Origin of the sequence: Flavobacterium hydrophilum, from assembly GCF_003202405.1 — a bacterium.
Lineage (GTDB): Bacteria > Bacteroidota > Bacteroidia > Flavobacteriales > Flavobacteriaceae > Flavobacterium > Flavobacterium hydrophilum.
This window is the reverse complement of the sequence record NZ_QJHL01000001.1, coordinates 1,486,607-1,505,340: the sequence shown is the minus strand read 5'-3', so window position 1 is coordinate 1,505,340 and position 18,734 is coordinate 1,486,607. Positions and strand designations below refer to the sequence as shown.

Here is an 18,734-nt window from a genome sequence, read left to right as displayed (position 1 = left end):
CTAAATTAAATTATTACTCTTTATGAGCTTCTATTAATTGTATTTCGTCCTCATCATCTTCGTCATCGTAATTTTCTTTGGCTGGCCCACTTACTTTTTCCTGTAAAGTCTGGAAAATGATAAACAATACCGGAATAACGAATACTCCCAAAATGGTTCCAATCAACATTCCTCCTACAGCTCCTGTACCAATCGATTTATTTCCTACAGCTCCTGCACCAGTAGCAAACATTAACGGAACTAACCCCAAAATAAAAGCGAAAGAAGTCATTAAAATTGGTCTCAAACGCGCTACCGCACCTTCAATTGCAGCTTGTACAATTGGCAGACCTTTTCGTCTTCTGTCTAAGGCAAATTCGACAATCAAAATACCATTCTTCGCTAAAAGTCCGATCAGCATGATTAAGGAAATCTGGAGATAAATGTTACTATTCAATTTGAAAATAATCGAGAACAAATACGCTCCTGCCAATCCAAACGGAATTGAGAATAATACCGCAAATGGAAGAATATAACTTTCATACTGTGCACTCAACAAGAAATACACGAAAACCAAACACAGAATGAAAATAAAAATCGTTTCACCTCCAGAAGCTAATTCCTCACGCGTTAACCCTGAGAATTCATATCCATAACCTGCCGGAAGATTCTCTGCAGCCACTTCCTGAATTGCTTTAATGGCATCTCCGGAACTAAATCCCGGATTGGGAGCTCCTGTAATAGAAATCGACGTAAATAAGTTAAATCTCGAAATCGATTCTGGTCCAAAAACCCTTGTCATTTTTACAAACTCTGTAATTGGCGCCATTGTTCCTGCGCTGTTACGAACAAAGATTTTATTTAAACCTTCTGTATTCGCTCTAAATTCAGGAGCTGCCTGAACCATTACGCGATATTGTTTTCCGAATTTGTTAAAGTTAGAAGCATACAATCCTCCATAATATCCTTGCATTGTAGATAAAATAGTATTTACAGAAACTCCGGCATCTTTGGCTTTTGCCAGATTCACATCCATCATATATTGCGGGAAACCTGGATTAAAAGGTGTTGTTGCATATTGAATTTCCGGACGCTCGGCTAATTTGGCTAAAAATTCCTGATTTACTTTAAAGAATTCAGCCGTTGTATGACCTCCTTTATCCTGTAATTGAAATTCGAATCCGCCACTTTGCCCGAAACCCTGAATAGTCGGCGGTGAAATAAAGAAAATACTGGCTTCGCGAATACCGCTTGTTTTAGCAAAAAGCTGTCCGATAACATCGTCAACACTCAAATCACGTTCCCCCCAGGGTTTCAATTTTACAATTACCATACTGTAAGCACTACCCGCTCCTGCTGTAAAATTCTGTCCCACAATACGAAGCGTATTTTTTACACCCGGAATCGTTTTGGCAATGCTATCTACTCTTTTAGCAATTACGTCAGAACGTTCCATAGAAGCTGACGGTGGCAAACTAATATTGGCGAAAACAGTTCCCTGATCTTCCGCAGGTACGAAAGCTGATGGAGTTGTTTTCATCATATAAAATAAAGCAAGACCAGCAATCAAAATTGAGGCTAAAACAATCCATTTTTTAAAGGAAAGAAATTCAACCGAACGTTTGTATCTTCCTGTTACATTGTCAAAAGCAACGTTAAAAGAAGTGTAAAATCTTTGCAGAAAACTTTTGTGTTTGTGATCATCTGCATGAGGTTTTAATAATAAAGCACACAAAGCAGGACTTAAAGTCAATGCATTTACTGCCGAAAGAATAATCGCAACTGCCAACGTAATACCAAACTGTTTGTAGAAAACCCCTGTAGATCCTGTAATAAACGTTACCGGAATAAATACTGCAGCCATTACAAGCGTAATCGAAATAATCGCACCCGAAATTTCGTCCATCGCATGAATCGTCGCTTTTTTAGCTGATTTATAACCGTGATCGAGTTTGGCGTGTACTGCCTCCACAACCACAATCGCGTCATCGACGACAATACCAATAGCCAGAACCATCGCAAAAAGCGTTAATAAGTTGATCGTAAATCCGAATAAATTCAGGAAGAAAAACGTACCCACAATCGCAACCGGAACCGCAATGGCCGGAATTAATGTCGACCTAAAATCCTGAAGGAATATAAATACTACTATGAAAACCAGAATAAAAGCTTCAATCAATGTATGAATTACTTTTTCGATAGAAGCATCCAGGTTTTCGTTAACATCCACCATAATGGTATATTTCATCCCTTTTGGAAAATTCTTTGCTGCTTCTTCAATCAGTTTTTTAGAATTGATGATTACATCACGTGCATTCGAACCCGGCGTCTGGCTGATGGCCATTGCCGCAGATTCTACACCGTTTGTTTTAATGGTAGAAGCGTAACTTAGAGATCCTAATTCTACTTTTGCTACATCTTTTAATCGTAACATTTGTCCGTTTCCAACCGATTTAATGATAATATCACCAAACTCTTTTTCGCTGGCCAAACGTCCTTTGTATTTAATTACATATTGAAAAGCCTGATTTCCGTTTTCACCAAATTTACCTGGTGCTGCTTCAATATTTTGCTCAGCCAAAGCTGCCGAAATATCACTTGGAATCAGTTTGTATTGCTGCATTACGTCTGGTTTCAACCAGATTCTCATCGAATAATCTTTGGCACCAAAAACAGTTACATCCCCCACACCAACGACACGCTGAATCTGAGGCACAAGATTGATTTTAGCATAATTTTGAAGGAAAGTCTGATCATAAGCCTTATCATCGCTGTATAAAGAGAAAATCAACAAGTTACTACTCTGACTCTTGGTTACCGTAACACCTGCCTGAGTTACCTCTACAGGTAATAAACTGGTCGCTCTCGAAACCCTGTTCTGAACGTTTACCGCTGCTAAATCAGGATTTGTTCCTACTTTAAAATAAATTTTGATAGAAGCGTTTCCATCATTGGTTGCTGTAGATGTCATGTAAGTCATGTTTTCTACACCATTAATTTGCTCTTCCAGCGGAATCACAATACTTTTCAAAACCACATCTGCATTGGCACCCGTATAACTTGCTGAAACATTTACCGTAGGGGGAGCAATATCCGGATATTGGGAAATAGGCAGCTCAACAAGGCCTAAAACGCCCAGAATGACAATAATAACAGATATTACTGTCGAAAGAACAGGTCTTTGTATAAATATTTTAAACATTTTTTCTTATTTTAAATCGGCATAAACTGTTTCTGCACTCACATTATTCGCTTTAATTTCAGATCCGTCCTTAAGTGAAGCAACTCCTTCAAGCACAATTTGATCTCCGGTTTTTAATCCGCTTGTTACCACATAATAATTGCCCGCTGTATTTTCAAGTTTGGTAATATTGACGTTTTTCGTTTTTCCGTCTTTACCCACTGTAACTGCAAAAATTTTATCCTGTAATTCGAATGTGGCACTCTGCGGAACAATGATTCCTTCTTTAATTACATTTGGAATCCTCACAGTGGTACTGCTTCCGCTTCTGATAATTCCTTTTGGATTAGGAAAACGCGCTCTGATATTTACTGTACCGGTTTCTGTATTAATTAATCCGTTTACGGTTTCAATCCTTCCCTTTTCGTCATAAGTAGTTCCATCAGAAAGTACTAAAGTTACTTCAGGCATTTTTTTTATTTTTTGTGCTATTGATGCTCCGGAGTTTTCCTGAGTAAAGTTTAGGAGCATTTTTTCATTCAAAGCAAAATAGGCATATACATTTCCGATGCTCGAAACGGTTGTCATTGGTTCAGTAGTATTTGAACTTACCAAACTTCCTAAACGGAAAGGTATTGAACCGACAACCCCACTCACAGGACTTGTAACCGTTGTATATCCTAAATTAACTCTGGCATTGACTAAAGCTGCATTGGCCTGAGCTAAACTTGCCATTGCAGACTCATAAGTATATTGCGCAGATTCCAGCTCATATTTACTGATGATTCCTTTGTCTACTAAAGGCTTAACTTTATTCACAGCCAATTTTGCTGTACTTACTTCTGCCTGAGCGCTTTTTATGCTTGCAGAAGCGGTACGAACTGCCTGCTCATATTCCGGTGCACTGATTTTAAATAAAGGCTGTCCTGCTTTTACAACAGCACCTTCATCTACAAATATCTTATCTATGTAACCTTCTACTCTTGGACGAATTTCTATATTTTGCTGTCCCTGAATAGTGGCAGGGAAATCAGTGTATAAGGTTGCTGATTTAGACTCTAAAGTCAACGTTTTATATTCCTTAACTTGTGGAGCGCCACCAGCCTGAGCAGATTTATCATTTTTATTTCCGCATGAAGCGATGATAACAGATGCAGCAAGAATGCTTAAAAAAGATTGCTTATTCATTTTGATGAAATATGAGATTATCTATTTATTAAGGAACAAAGTAACTAAAACAGTTCAGGCAAAATTTTTCAAATAGACGAACAGCAAAAGATAATCGATAGAGACAACCTGAGACCCGATGAGTATTTTTAATAAATTAAACAAGTGTTTAATTCTAGTCTTATCGGCTCTGAAATGGTTTTTAAGGACTCCAAACCGATTTTGAGCGATTGGTCCGGAATTGTATTTAAATAAAATGTAATATTGTCCCTAAATAACAAATTTATCATGGCATCAAACCTATACAGACCTTATTATTTTACCGGACTTCATATCTTGAGCTGGCTGCTATTAGGTTTTATTATGCTGTTTTATATCCCTTTAGCGTGGAATGTAATTCTTCCGGGAGTATTTTGGCTTTGGCAGATTATTGTATTGATTTTACTCATCATCATTTTTTATTCTAATGCCAAAATCATAGTTCCAAAAACCATTATAAAAGACAATACTTCTCCGTTTTTAGTCTGGGCTTTTCTTACGGTTTTTGTGATGCAGGTTATTGCTTATTGTTATACTTCACAAACAGATCTTCATGCCAAAGTCAGTTTGGTTTTAGGTTTTAAAAAATACCGAAATCCTTATTTTGACAATTATGTTTTAATGCTCACTTTATTGGTTTTAGGAATCAGCACGAGCTGGGCGATGTTACAATACTGGCAAAAAGCCGCACAGCATAAACAAAAACTGGAACAAGATAAAACAGTAGCAGAACTGGCTATGCTTAAAGCACAGATTAATCCGCACTTTTTCTTCAATTCCCTAAACAGTATTTATTCGCTTACTTATACTGATATCGAAGATTCCAGAAATGCGCTTCATACTTTAAGCCGAATGATGCGATATCTCCTTTACAGTACAGAAGAAACAACCACATTGCTTAAAGAAGCTGATTTTATGAAGGACTTTATCGCCCTTATGAAACTTCGTGCCAATAGCAAACTAACAATTACAACAGACATTCCCGAAAAAATACACGATTACCCAATTGTTCCGATGTTATTATTACCTTTAGTAGAAAATGCTTTTAAACACGGAATTCATGCAACTGACAAAAGTGAAATTTATATCAAACTCAGACAAAATGGAAGCAATCTTGAATTTGAGGTAGAGAATACGTATTTCGAAAAATCTGCTGTATCAGATGTAGGCGGAATTGGTTTAACCAATACTAAAAGAAGACTTCACTTAATTTATCCGCACAAACATACTTTAGAAGCCGGTATTGCCCAAAATGGTAAATACAATGTAAAACTGAAAATAAATTTAGCATAATCATGGTATTAAAATGTATAGCCGTCGATGATGAACCACTCGCTTTAAAACTGGTCGAAACCTTTATTGGACAGACGCCATTTCTGGAATTGACAGCAAGCTGTGATAATGCTGTTGAAGCAATGAGTTTGATTAAAGAAAAACAGCCGGACCTTGTCTTCCTGGACATTAATATGCCCAATCTTACCGGAATGGAACTGGCCAGACTTTTACAGGAACATCAAGGGTCAACACCAAAAATAGTTTTTACAACCGCATACAATCATTATGCAATAGAAGGTTATAAGGTTAATGCAGTCGATTATCTTTTAAAACCTTTTAGTTACGAAGAATTTTTACGTGCTGCCAACAAAGTGCTTCAAATAAGTGAAGAAGCTTCAAATCACTACCAGCCCATTGCTGCAGATGATGAGTTTTTTTTCTTAAAAGTTGAATATCAATGGGTACGAATTTCACTGAAAGATGTTTTATATATCGAAAGCTTAAAAGACTATGTAAGAGTGCATCTTATTGATTCTCAAAAACCTGTTCTCTCCCTGATTTCATTAAAAGCATTAGAAGAAAAATTACCCTCGGCGAAATTTATGAGAATTCACCGGTCATTTATCGTTTCACTTGATAAAATAAATGCGATCAGTAAAAACTCCATCTTTATTGGAAAAACTGAAATTACGGTTGGTGAACAATACAAAGAAGCATTTAGAACCATTGTTGAAAAATGGCTTAAATAATTATAATTAAATAAAATGGAAAAAAGATCAAATAAATATTATCTCACATTAAGTCTAAAAGAATATGCAAACGGCGAAACAAAGCCCGCAAAAGAACTTGGAATTGAATTTGAAAACCACGATGAAATTTTTAGCATTATAGAAAGAATAAAAGCTAAAAAATTATTTGACAATGAATCTGAAGCAACACAATTTGCTCTGGGCTTAAAATTATTTGGGGAGATAAAACTAAAACATCGAAAGAATCCTCTTTTTGATGAAATAAATCAAGTGTTTCCTGTCTTCATGAAAAAGTTGAAAAGCTTATAAAGTTAAACGTCTCAAGTGATTGAGACTTTTTTTTTATATCAAATATAATAAAGCTCACTTTATATCTCTTTAGTAATTGTTGTTTTTTATTCCTCTAATAGTGCGATAATATCCGTAGTAAACTTTATTTGGTATTTTATTTATAGCTGCCATTATACTAATATTATCTTATTTTTCTTAAATTTGATATAGTAAAATACTCCCCAAATCATTTTAACGATATAAGTTTTTATTGTAATTCTTAAAAGAGAAAAAAATGAAAAATTTTACGCTCCGCTCAGTTTTTTTTATTGTTTGCTTTTTAATTTCTTCATTAACATTTTCAAACAATTATACTTTTTTTAAAAATAGTATTGAAGAAATTTCTAATTCCAACAAGTATAGCGCTCCGCTTATCGACAATGCCATTTTAATTGCTTTTTTCAAAAAATATCCTGAACTGAAAAAATATCAGACTGAAGTTACCGCACTTTATAAGAGTAAATCATATAAATCAATTTGGTATGGAGGTAATGAAATCAATGAATTTGGACATTTATTATATCATAAACTGAATCTGATCAGCGATGAGGGTGTCCAAATAAATTTACCTTATAAAAATAAAATTGACGAAATTTTTGATGAAGAAAACCCTGATGAAAAATTCTCAGAATCTGATACTGAAATATTCATTAGCTCAATGTATATCATTTATGCGAAGCATGTTTATGAGGGAATTGATGCAAAAACAGTAACGGATATCGGATGGTTTTTACCTAAGAAAAAGATATCTTATGAATCTTTATTAGATTCAATAGTGATGAATCCCAGGTTAATGGATAAAAATAATGAAGTGCTTTTTAGCCAGTATTATAAACTACATGAATTTTTAAAAAAGTACAGAATAATAGAAAAAAATAATACATGGACACCTATCAGCATAAATTCTCCTTATAAAGATTTACGACCAGATGATACTTCAAATACTATAGCTCAAATCAGACAGCGTCTTTTCGTAATTGGTGATTTGCAAAAAGATTCTAAAAGCAATGTTTATGATGAGGAATTAATGGCCGGAATTTTAAAATACAAACAACGATACGGTCTGACATTAAATTATAAAATAATGGAAGATCATATAAAACAAATGAATGAACCCATAAGTAATCGCATAAAAACAATTATGCTAAACATGGAACGCTGCCGATGGATTCCTCCAACTCTTGAAAAGGGTGATGAATATATTATGGTTAACATTCCCTCATTTATGTTGTATTATGTAAGAAATGGAAATTATGATTTGGTATCAAACGTTTTTATCGGAACACCATTAACCAAAACCGTTATTTTTAGCGGTAAGATTGACCGAATCGTCTTTAGTCCCTATTGGAATGTACCGACGAGTATCATCAATAATGAATTAAAGTTGAAAATGGCTGAAGATAAAAACTATTTGGCAGATCATAATATGGAATGGAATAATGGAAGGGTCAGACAAAAACCCGGTCCAAAAAACTCATTGGGATTAGTTAAATTTATGTTCCCTAATCCAAATGATATTTATCTGCACGACTCCCCTGCCAAAAGTTTATTTACATTCGAAAAACGTATATTTAGTCATGGCTGTATCAATGTAATGAAAGCAAAAGAATTGGCAATTGCTATGTTAAAAAATTATCCTGACTGGACAGTTGATAAAATAAATAATGCTATGAACGGTGAAAAAGAAACTACTTGTATGCTGACAAAAAAAATACCTATTTATATTGGATATTTTACGGCCTGGGTTAACAGAGAAGGAGAAATTAATTTCTTTCCGGATGTGTATGACCGTGATGCTGATTTAGGTAAAATTATGTTTCCGAAAGACATCTCTTTCAAATAGCAATGTTTAAAAAATAGTTAACTATTTGATAACATTTAGATTACTGTAAATTTATATTTGTTTTCTTATTTTGAATAAAACAAATATTATGAAATTCTTCAGCTTAAAATTTCTGGTTTCATTCAAAGAATGGCTTTTTCTAAGAGCAATGCACTCTTCATTCATTCATTAATTTTCAAAATAAAGGAAAGTACATCTGAATGAATAAATTAGAGAAGTCATTTTTAAACAAGGACCAATTTGGTTCAGATTTTTTATGGGGTGTTTCGACTGCGGCTTTTCAAATAGAAGGTGCTCATGATGCTGACGGAAAAGGCCCATCGATATGGGATGTTTTTACCAGTCAAAAAGGTAAGATAAAAAATGGCCATCATGCTATAAATGCATGCGATTTTTATAATTGCTATAAAGATGATATCCATTTAATAAGAGAACTTAATATTCCGAACTTCAGGTTTTCTATTAGCTGGTCACGCATTATGCCGGCCGGTATTCATCCTGTCAATCAGGCGGGAATAGATTATTACAATAAAATAATAGATTTTTTACTGGAATGTAAAATTGAACCTTGGGTTACACTTTATCATTGGGATTTGCCACATGCTCTCGAAATAAAAGGTGGATGGACAAACAGAGAATGTGCCTCCTGGTTTTCAGAATATGCAGAAGTATGTGCACAACATTTTGGCGACCGGGTAAAAAACTGGATGGTTATAAATGAGCCTTCTGTTTTTACAGGAGCTGGTTATTTTCTTGGCATTCATGCTCCCGGAAAAAAAGGTATAACCAATTATCTAAAAGCTATACATCATGTAACGTTAGCTACGACAGCTGGTGCAAAAAAACTGAGACATAACATACCTGATGCTAATATTGGTACTACTTTTTCCTGTACCCATATTGAACCATTCACGGATAAACCTTCAGATATCCAGGCAGCTAAACGCGTTGATACGTTATTAAACAGAACTTTTATAGAACCTATTTTAGGACTTGGATATCCACAGGAGGATCTTCCGGTTCTTAAAAAACTTAATAATTATATTCAGGGCGATGATCTCGCCAATTTAGCTTTTGATTTTGATTTTATAGGACTTCAGTGTTATACACGCGAAATTGTCAAATCATCCTTACTCACTCCGTATATTGGCGCCGAGTTAGTAAGTGTCGAAAAAAGAAATGTTATATCGACAGAAATGGGTTGGGAAATTTATCCTCCTGCACTTTATCATATACTTCAAAAATTTAATTCTTATGAAGGAATTAAAAAAATTATAATTACCGAAAACGGTGCTGCATTTCCTGACATTGTTACAAACGGAAAAATATATGACATTAAGCGAACTCATTATATACAAGATCATTTAGAGCAATTACTTAAAGCAAAACAAGATGGATGTAAAGCTGATGGCTATTTTGTATGGAGCCTTACAGATAATTTTGAATGGGCTGAAGGATATAACGCAAGGTTTGGATTAGTTCATATTGACTTTGAAACACAAAAAAGGACTATCAAACAATCCGGAATCTGGTTTAGGGATTTTTTAGAACATAGTAAAGAAATTATATAATTTAGCACTTAAATTATATAAGACAATCAATATCATTCATCCTTAAATTAGTATCAAATGTTTAAATTAAGGATGAATGGATACTACAACACAAATCTTCTGGTTATTTATCCTCGCTGTTCCCATTGCATGCATCAGTTGGACTGTTACTCATGAAGAAGTATTTCGTGAGCCCAGAGAATGGTGTGTGAATCGTTCTCAAAACAACAAGAAATTTTTAAATAGAAAATTTTTCTATCTCTTTACCTGTGAGTATTGCTTTAGCCATTACATCACACTGTTTTTTATATTTTTTTGCGACTTTAAGCTATTAATAACAGACTGGAGAGGCTATTTTATCGCTGGCTTTTCACTTGTTTTTTTGGCTAATATTTATATGAGTCTTTTTGCTCTATTGAGACAAACCATTAAAAAAGAAAAGGTTGAAATAGAAAAAATGGAAACAGACTCAAATGAATCGAAAGAACGACCATAAGTTCCGTGCCATTCATATCTGACAGAATGTAAATCAGAATGGCAATTCAACAATATAAAATTTCAATTTCAATATCATGAGACTGAACGCTTCTCCTTTTAATATCAAGCATATTTAAGAGTCCTTCAGCTGCTTCTGCACCTAAAGCTTTTATGTTTTTGTTTCCATATTATTTCAGACTCATTTACAGCCTACTTTCCGAAACTATAATATTCATCATCGCTTACACTATCTAGCCATTTACCATGACCTTTGTCAATTTCTGTGATGATAGCGATGTATGAAAATTTTCTAAACGGAGTAGCTCCATACCAATGTTCAACTCCCGGCAAAATTGTAACCACTTCATCCTTATGAAGCAATCGTATTGCGTTGCCTTTTTCCTGATAATAACCTGTACCGCTTGTTACAATAAGTAATTGCAGGCTCACATTACTATGCCAGTTACTTCTTGCGCAAGGCTCAAACGCAACTTCTTTAATCATAGTATTTTCAGGATGAATATCGCTGGACTGTTTCTTATAAGATACTTCGCCGGTCATAAAGCTATTTGATACTTTTCCTTCTTCAATAATAGGTGAATAATTTAATGACATAATTAGTTGTTTTTAAGTTAATTATAATCTAAAGACTAAATTAGAAAAGCGAAGAATATGCTTAAGAAGTTTATTTAGTCTGTTAAAACTGATAAATGATCAATACTGTAATTTAAAAGCAAAATTAAATCAACTATGCTTTCCGGAAATAACAATATTCAAACAAAAAATTATGAATTTGAAACAATTTACATTCTTAAAGATTTAGGAATTGTTCCGGTAAGTCTTTTAAAGTAATTATTGAAATAGCTTGGATATTCAAATCCGAGAGAATACCCAATATCGGCAATACTCCAGTTTGTATGCTGCAACAATGCTTTTGCTTCTCCTATAATTCTTTCGGTAATATGTGCTGTGGTCGATTTTCCGGTAATTTCTTTAACCGAACGATTAAGATGGTTTACATGTACAGAAAGGCTTTGAGCGTAATCCTGCGGTGTTTTCAAGGCAAGAGGCTGATCTTTTGTTTCAACTGGAAATTGTCTTTCCAAAAGTTCTAAAAATAAAGAGGTAATTCTTGATGAAGCATTTTTATGTTTGAAAAAATTTTCTGAAGGCTGCATCTTCATTGATTCATGAATAATCAGATTAATATAACTACGCATCAAATCATCTTTAAAAACATAATCTGTTTGATATTCTTTTATCATTTTCTGAAATAAAGAATCTATAAAGTTCTTTTGTTCAGTACATAAAGAAAAAATTGGAGTCCCCTCTATTTTAAATAAAGGTGATTCATGAAGTGCATCTGAACGATCTTTTGCTCTCAAAAATTCTTCCGTGAAAACACAAGCATATCCTTCATGTTCACCAGAAACTATTTCCCAGGAATAAGGTATAATCGGATTACCAAAAAACAGAATTGTACCATCAGTTTCTATTCCGCGGTCAGCATATTGTATAATACTTTTACTGGTGTTAATACAAATTTTATAAAAGTCTCTACGACTATAAACCGGAATCTTACTCAAATCTCCATTTATTTGATACACTTTAAAGCCTTTCAGCTTTAAATCTGAAGTAAAATCGCAATTCTGACTTTCTGTTTCATTATTCATTTTGCAAAGTTATGAAAATCAAACAAAAAATAATAAATTTCAAAATTCAATTTCAATTTTCACTGTTGTTCAATTTGGAATTTGTTTTTTATCGAAATTAAAATTTACACTTTATCTTTGCTATATGAAAGATTTACAGCCTGTAATAGATTATATTTCCAGATACGTTGATTTAACTGATGACGAAAAAAAGCATCTGGTTACCTTTTTAAAAATAACTAAAGTAAAAAAAAGGCAATTTATTGTACAGCCCGGTTTTGTATGCAGACATAAAAGTTATGTTGTTAAAGGTGCTTTCAGAGGTTATCTGGTCGATAATGTTGGAAAAGAACACACACTTTCTTTTGCAATCGAAGACTGGTGGATTTCAGATTATAGCAGTCTGATTTATCAGGAACCTGCCACATTGTTTGTAGAAGCGCTCGAAGATTCAGTTCTCATTCAGATTGAATACGAAGACGAGCAAAAATTTTTGAAAGAGATTCCGAAACTTGAAAAATTTGAACGCATCATTACGCAGCGGTCATTAGCTTTTCATCAAAAAAGACTTTTATCGAATTTAACCAAAACCGCTGAAGAACGCTATGATGAGTTTATGAGCAAATATTCAGCAATTGCTAAACGCGTCCCTCAATATGCATTAGCCTCTTATTTAGGTTTCAGTACCGAGTATTTAAGTAAAATACGCAATCGTAAAATTTCAAAAAGTTAAACTGGTTCAACTCTATTTCCTAAACCAGTTCATTTTTATTTCCCCTATTCTGTCCCAGTTTTGCATAGTCAATACCGACAAATAATTTAAATTAATAAAAATGAAAACTACAATTTTGATTTCAGCATTTTCGCTTCTTTTTATAGCTTGTGACAGCGAGAAAAAATCCGGAGAAACTTCCGTTTCCCTTAAAAGTAAATATATCATTACAGATTCAGGTCTTTATCCTGAAGGAATTGATTACGATTTCAAAAACCAAAAATTCTTATTGAGTTCCCTACAGAAAGGAGCTATTTATGCAATGAATCCAAAAGGCGAATTTTCTGTTTTTGCTACAAGCAGTAAACTGGTTTTACCAACAGGAGTGTACACTGACGAAATTCGTAATCGACTCATAGTAGCCAATGCCGATTTGGGAATTTCGCAAAAAAGTACCACAGGAAGCGCAGGAACTATAGCGACTGTCAGTATTTTTAATCTTGCCTCAGGTGAATTAATAAAAGAAGTTGATCTAAAGAATTTTACCCCAAATGCAGGTTCCTGCCCGAATGATATTGCGGTTGATAAAAACGGAAACATTTATATTACCGATTCTTTTTCTCCGATTATTTATAAACTTGATACTAATTACAATGCTTCCGTATTTAGAGAAAACACTTTATTTCAGCCAAAACCAAATGAATTTGGTTTAAACGGAATTGTTTTTCACCCCGACGACTATTTACTCGCAGTTAAAACAGATACTTCTAAATTGTTGAAAATATCCCTTACTGATCCTGAAAACATTACAGAAGTGACGGGGACAACATTTAACGCTCCCGACGGAATAGAATTAGACAAAAACAATAATTTGGTTATTGTAGAAAATGGTTTAGGATTAGGCAAAACGTATACTTTTAGCAGCACAAACAATTGGTCGAGTGCAACTAAAATAAATGAAACCAACATTGGAAAAGATGAATTCCCAACCACTGCTGCTTTGGCAACAGACGGCAATGTGTATGTTATTAGCTCTAAATTAGGTAAATTATTATCAGGAGATAAGAGCCAGTCATCTTATGCAATTCAAAGGGTAAATTAAGTTTTTTGTTTAAGGTTTCAAGTTTCACGTTTAGTAAACTAAAAACTTGAAACCTTAAATTATTTTTTCATAACTAAAGTTCCTGTATTTAATCCATTGGCCGCAGCCGATAAAACTACTTCAGCAGCATTTTCGTCTTTTTGGATGATAATCTGAGCATATCCGTTAAAAAGCTTTCTTTTCCATGCCTCAGCCGTTGTAATCACCTGAATAATTCCAGGGTCTGTATTCATAACATCCCAGTCTTTTACTTTTTGCAAAGGCGGTGCAATAATCTGAATGGTATTTGTTCCCTGCTTTAAAACATTGCTGGTCAAAACATACTTTTGATTATCTTCTACACTGGCAGCAATTTTATTTCCGTTTACAAAAACAACTGCATCAGTACCTATTTTTTTATAAAAGAAATTAACGGTATTTGTACTTAAATTGTTACTTAATTCAAATTTACCACGATACACATACGACGGAGCCTGATTTTTATAATCACGGTCTTTAAAGGCTTCTTTCCAGTTGTTATCATCAGACGATATTAAGTTTGAAGCATTTGCTGAGGCTAATTTCTTTTCTTCAAAATTCGTAATCGGAACAAGTTCAACTGCATCAATGAATTGATCCTTTTCTAAAGAAGTCGGATTCCCGTTTCCAACACCCAAAATCTTTCCTCCTTTTACTGAAAATGTAATTTCATGATTCGCTGTTGGTACATGCAATCCCTTTTTGTCTGTGGTTTCAACGCTCACAACTACAACATTTGCATTAACCTGGTTTTCCTGATCAGCAGAAAGCTTTATATTTTGAGCAACATCAGTAGTTTTTTGAGTTTCTAAAAGTGCTTTTTTGCCGTTTTTATAACCAATTGCTTCAAGAGTTCCTGGTGCATATTTTACTTTCCATTCTAAATGGCTGTTCAATTCCATTTTCTTTTTACCAAGACTTTTTTTGTTCAGAAAAAGTTCTACTTCATCGCAATTTGAATGTATCCAGACATCTATTTCTTTGCCTTCTTTTCCACTCCAGTTCCAGTGTGGCATAATGTGTAAAACCGGTTTGTCTCCCCACCATGATTTTAAATAATAAACATTGTCTTTCGGGAAACCGCAAACATCCATCATTCCAAAATAAGAGGTAACAGATGGCCAGCCATAAGGCGTAGGTTCGCCACGATAATCAAATCCTGTCCAAATAAACATTCCGGCTAAATAAGGTCTTTCAGCATAAAATTTCCAGCCTTCTTCGATGCTGTAAAATGTTGGGCGTGGTTTTTTGTCATAAGCACTTTTATAATGTTTGGCTTCATCATCAAAATAAATACCGCGTGTTGCAAACGTAGAACCTTCTTCTGTGCCCATTCCCGGCTGTTGTTTGAATTGATTTCGATGCGCATCAATATCACCGTTACCAAGGTAATTATAACCCATAATTTCGACCACAGACGATATTCCGCTTTTAAAACCACTGCTTATTCCAACCGTAACAGGTCTTGTAGGGTCAATATTTTTTGTAAATCCCTGCATCACATTTGTAATGCGTTCACCAACAATACCGCCTTCGATATTCCATTCTTCATTTCCTACAGACCAGCAAAAAATACTCGGATGATTACGATCACGCTCCATCATCCGTTTCAAATCATTTAGGTGATAATCATTAATTCCCATCAAACGGGTCTCATCAATAACCAGCATTCCGAGTTTATCACAGGCGTCAAGCAATTCCGGTGTTGGCGGATGATGCGAGCAACGATAGGCATTCGATCCCATTTCTTTCAGCTTTTTGATTCGGTAATACTGCAGTTCATTTGGTAAAGCTGTACCAATTCCGGCATGATCCTGATGATTGTTGGTTCCTTTTAGTTTTAATGATTTTCCGTTAAGGAAAAAACCTTTTTCAGCATCAAACTTAATTGTACGGATTCCGAAAGAAGTTTCATAGCGGTCAATTAATTTTCCTTCCTGCTTAATTTCAGTTATTAAACGATATAAATTCGGATTTTCAATATCCCACAATAATGGATTATTGACTTGTAATTTCGAACTGTAACTGGACGTTTTATAAAAATCCGGAGCAATAACATTTTGGGAAATGTTTGCAATTTGTTTTCCATCAGCATCTATAACACTTTGAAGAATTTCAATTTGACCTTTATAATTCCCTTTATTTTCAACAGAGACTTCAGCGGTAACTTCAGCATTGTTTTCTTTTATTTCGGAGGTTACATAGCTTCCGTTTGCAATTACATGAATTGGATTTGTTTTTTTCAGATACACATGTCTGTAAATTCCGGCTCCTTCATAAAACCAGCCTTCTTCCATCGAAGCATCAGCACGCACTACAACCGTGTTTTCGCCTCCATAATTTACATAAGCCGTAACATCGTATTCAAATCCGTTATAGCCGCTTTCTTCTGTTCCTAGAAAATAGCCGTTGAAAAATACTTTTGAATTTCTAAAAACCCCATCAAATTTTAAAGAGATGATCCGACCTTTATCGCTATCAGGAATATTGATTTTTTTTCGGTACCAGCCTATACTTTTTTCTGGAAAACCTTTTCCGGCAGTTTTAAATCCGTGGCTGAAGCTTCCTTTTTCACTGAAAGGCTGTTCAACTGCCCAATCATGCGGAAGATCTAATTTTCTCCAGGCACGGTCATCAAAATTTTGCGCAGCAGGACCATCACCAAATCCGGTTTTGGTTAAATACGAAAAATAACCTGTTGCATGGTTAAAATCTTTCTGGGTATCGTATAAATGACCGAAAGAAAAGCGCCAGTCCTTATCAATTAAAATTAAATCTCGTTCAGCCTGCTTTTGCGCTGAAGTATACAGAGATATTAAAAAAATAATACTGAGAAAAAATCGATTAAGAGCAATAGATTTCATAAATAATTCCGGTTAATTTGATAGTCGTGTAAAGTTTATAAATATACCCTTTTTGGACAACCGGAATTAATAGTATTTTATCAAAGTTTAATGAATTTAGATATATAGAGGCTTCTAATTGTAAAGGGCATCGACTCCGCTCAGCCTGACACCTGTTTCCAATTATAACCAACTAGTTTTCTTATTTTCTAACCAGCGTAACATCATCAACCTCACAGGAAGCATTTGGTGTTCCTTCAGTCATAAAACCAATTTCAATTTTCCCGGCCTTAACAGGAATGTTTTTTATCAAAATTGTTTTCCATGATGCATTCTCTTCTTTGAAATCGTATTGAAGTTTTTTACCATTGCTAAAAGCATACATTTCTAAGCTTTTAAAACCTTTGGTATTCTTAACTTTAGCTGTAAGCGTATATAAGCCATCTTCGAGTTTTACATAAGAAGATGAAATAATCGTTTGAGATGTTTTTCGTTTAAAATAAATCTTATCGCTAATATTTAAACTTTTTTCGCCAATAACAATCTTTCTGTCAATTTCAGTATTGAAATAATTAATAACAGGTGAAGTAACAGTGTCTAAACTTATTTTATTTCCTTCAATAACTTCGTTTGTCCATCCCGTCAATTCAATTTGTATCGGTTTTACAGGACTTGGGATATGTCTGCGATCTGCTTCAAAGCTACCGTTTTTAACATAATCATTATCTTTGGCGACTTTCCACTCTCCTGTTTTGGCATTAATATTCCACGAATTAAGTGAATTAAAATAAGGTGTTTTTCCATCAAACGAAAGAGGACACCATTGATTATATCCTAATCCATTGCCTGCAAAATCAGCCCAACGATCTCCACAATATAGTATGGTTTCCTGCTTGCTTCCTTTTACAGAAAAGAAAAAACCGGTTTGTGAAATATGGGCAAAATCTTCTGAAGCTCCATTCGTAACCAACATATCATTAGCAGGTAAATAAGGTCCTCTGATGTCATCAGCAATCAGATAATAAGCAAAAGATGCGTCCCAGCCATAAATATTTGAAGCGAACATGTAGTATTTGTTTTGATACTTAAACATACAGTTCCCTTCACGGCTTTCTCCCTTAAAAATCTGAGTACAGTCTAAAAGATTTACTTTGCCCTCCTTAATACCAATTTCTGAAACATATATTTTATTCCTTCCTTTTCCGTAAGAATAAATTAAATACGATTTTCCGGTATCTTCGTCAGTAAATACAGTCTGATCTCCGGTATTACTCGTTCCAATCATTTTTTCCATATTGATTTTCTGATGCCAGCTAAATTGTCCTGTTGGGGAATCCGAAAGCATAATCAATACTTCATTACCATGCTGAACAAACATGGCATACTTATTCATTTCCTTAATATAAGTAACACCTAAACGCCCTACCCATGTTTTACCTGACTTATTCACATCGTCTTTGGTTACAACATCTCCTTCAAATGTCCAATTAACTAAATCTGTAGAACTATAACAGGTAACCGATTTAAATGTAGCATTCGGCAAAGTGATATGTGGAGCATTTCTGTAGATATCCGCTTCTTCATACTGAACACCGTACCAGTAATATTTTTGTACTCCTGCAACGGGTTTTGAAAATTTAAAAATACCACCTCCCTGACTATTTAATGGTTTTCCGTCTTTAGTATTCCAAAAAATATCATTCTTGATGTTGTCTTTTTGTGCATTAACATTCATAATGATACTTAAAGCCAAAATAGTCATCATTAAAACAGAGTATGTTTTTTTAATTTTCATGTTCTTATTTTTTAGATTAAAT

At 34.3% G+C, this 18,734-nt stretch carries 14 protein-coding genes; 8 read left to right on the top strand and 6 right to left on the bottom strand.

Translation table 11 applies throughout. From position 1 onward, the window contains the following. Positions 1-13: 13 nt before the first annotated feature. Together DMB68_RS05730 and DMB68_RS05725 are read right to left on the bottom strand one after the other, a co-directional pair. The gene (locus DMB68_RS05730) at positions 14-3,181 is read right to left on the bottom strand and encodes an efflux RND transporter permease subunit (RefSeq protein WP_110345669.1); all 3,168 of its coding nucleotides are present in this window, start codon (positions 3,179-3,181) and stop codon (positions 14-16) included. Positions 3,182-3,187: 6 nt separating this feature from the next. After that, a complete protein-coding gene (locus DMB68_RS05725; protein ID WP_110345668.1) occupies positions 3,188-4,348 on the bottom strand; it encodes an efflux RND transporter periplasmic adaptor subunit in 1,161 nt (386 codons plus the stop codon). Between the two features lie 267 nt (positions 4,349-4,615). On the opposite strand from DMB68_RS05725, the gene DMB68_RS05720 reads away from it, so the two are divergent. From DMB68_RS05720 to DMB68_RS05695, 6 genes are all read left to right on the top strand, one after another. Continuing rightward, a complete protein-coding gene (locus tag DMB68_RS05720; RefSeq protein ID WP_110345667.1) occupies positions 4,616-5,659 on the top strand; it encodes a sensor histidine kinase in 1,044 nt (347 codons plus the stop codon). 2 nt (positions 5,660-5,661) lie between these two features. After that, entirely contained in the window at positions 5,662-6,390 is a 729-nt protein-coding gene (locus tag DMB68_RS05715) for a LytR/AlgR family response regulator transcription factor (RefSeq protein WP_231131588.1), read from the top strand. Positions 6,391-6,405: 15 nt separating this feature from the next. Next, positions 6,406-6,699, top strand: a complete 294-nt coding sequence (locus tag DMB68_RS05710; RefSeq protein ID WP_110345665.1) for a DUF3861 domain-containing protein — start codon at positions 6,406-6,408, stop codon at positions 6,697-6,699. A gap of 256 nt (positions 6,700-6,955) precedes the next feature. Next, the gene (locus DMB68_RS05705) at positions 6,956-8,563 is read left to right on the top strand and encodes a L,D-transpeptidase family protein (RefSeq protein ID WP_110345664.1); all 1,608 of its coding nucleotides are present in this window, start codon (positions 6,956-6,958) and stop codon (positions 8,561-8,563) included. Positions 8,564-8,763: 200 nt separating this feature from the next. Next, positions 8,764-10,134, top strand: coding sequence for a GH1 family beta-glucosidase (locus tag DMB68_RS05700; RefSeq protein ID WP_110345663.1), 1,371 nt, complete (start codon positions 8,764-8,766; stop codon positions 10,132-10,134). A 76-nt stretch (positions 10,135-10,210) separates the two neighbouring features. Further along, the gene (locus tag DMB68_RS05695; RefSeq protein WP_110345662.1) at positions 10,211-10,609 is read left to right on the top strand and encodes a hypothetical protein; all 399 of its coding nucleotides are present in this window, start codon (positions 10,211-10,213) and stop codon (positions 10,607-10,609) included. A 191-nt stretch (positions 10,610-10,800) separates the two neighbouring features. Here DMB68_RS05695 and DMB68_RS05685 read toward each other — a convergent pair whose 3' ends face one another. Both DMB68_RS05685 and DMB68_RS05680 read right to left on the bottom strand, forming a co-directional pair. Further along, positions 10,801-11,205 carry a cupin domain-containing protein gene (locus DMB68_RS05685; protein ID WP_110345661.1) on the bottom strand — a complete coding sequence of 135 codons (405 nt, stop codon included), beginning with the start codon at positions 11,203-11,205 and terminating at the stop codon, positions 10,801-10,803. Between the two features lie 188 nt (positions 11,206-11,393). After that, positions 11,394-12,263 carry a helix-turn-helix domain-containing protein gene (locus tag DMB68_RS05680; RefSeq protein ID WP_110345660.1) on the bottom strand — a complete coding sequence of 290 codons (870 nt, stop codon included), beginning with the start codon at positions 12,261-12,263 and terminating at the stop codon, positions 11,394-11,396. A 124-nt stretch (positions 12,264-12,387) separates the two neighbouring features. Here DMB68_RS05680 and DMB68_RS05675 point away from each other — a divergent pair, with 124 nt between their 5' ends. Continuing rightward, a complete protein-coding gene (locus DMB68_RS05675) occupies positions 12,388-12,975 on the top strand; it encodes a Crp/Fnr family transcriptional regulator (RefSeq protein WP_110346363.1) in 588 nt (195 codons plus the stop codon). A gap of 100 nt (positions 12,976-13,075) precedes the next feature. Continuing rightward, positions 13,076-14,056 (top strand): SMP-30/gluconolactonase/LRE family protein, encoded by a 981-nt coding sequence (locus DMB68_RS05670; RefSeq protein ID WP_110345659.1) that lies wholly within the window; start codon positions 13,076-13,078, stop codon positions 14,054-14,056. Between the two features lie 59 nt (positions 14,057-14,115). On the opposite strand, the gene galA is transcribed toward DMB68_RS05670, so the two are convergent. Next, positions 14,116-16,938 (bottom strand): beta-galactosidase GalA, encoded by a 2,823-nt coding sequence (galA, locus tag DMB68_RS05665; RefSeq protein WP_110345658.1) that lies wholly within the window; start codon positions 16,936-16,938, stop codon positions 14,116-14,118. Positions 16,939-17,119: 181 nt separating this feature from the next. Further along, on the bottom strand, positions 17,120-18,712 hold the full coding sequence (locus DMB68_RS05660; RefSeq protein ID WP_110345657.1) for a family 43 glycosylhydrolase: 1,593 nt from the start codon (positions 18,710-18,712) through the stop codon (positions 17,120-17,122). Positions 18,713-18,734 lie beyond the last annotated feature (22 nt).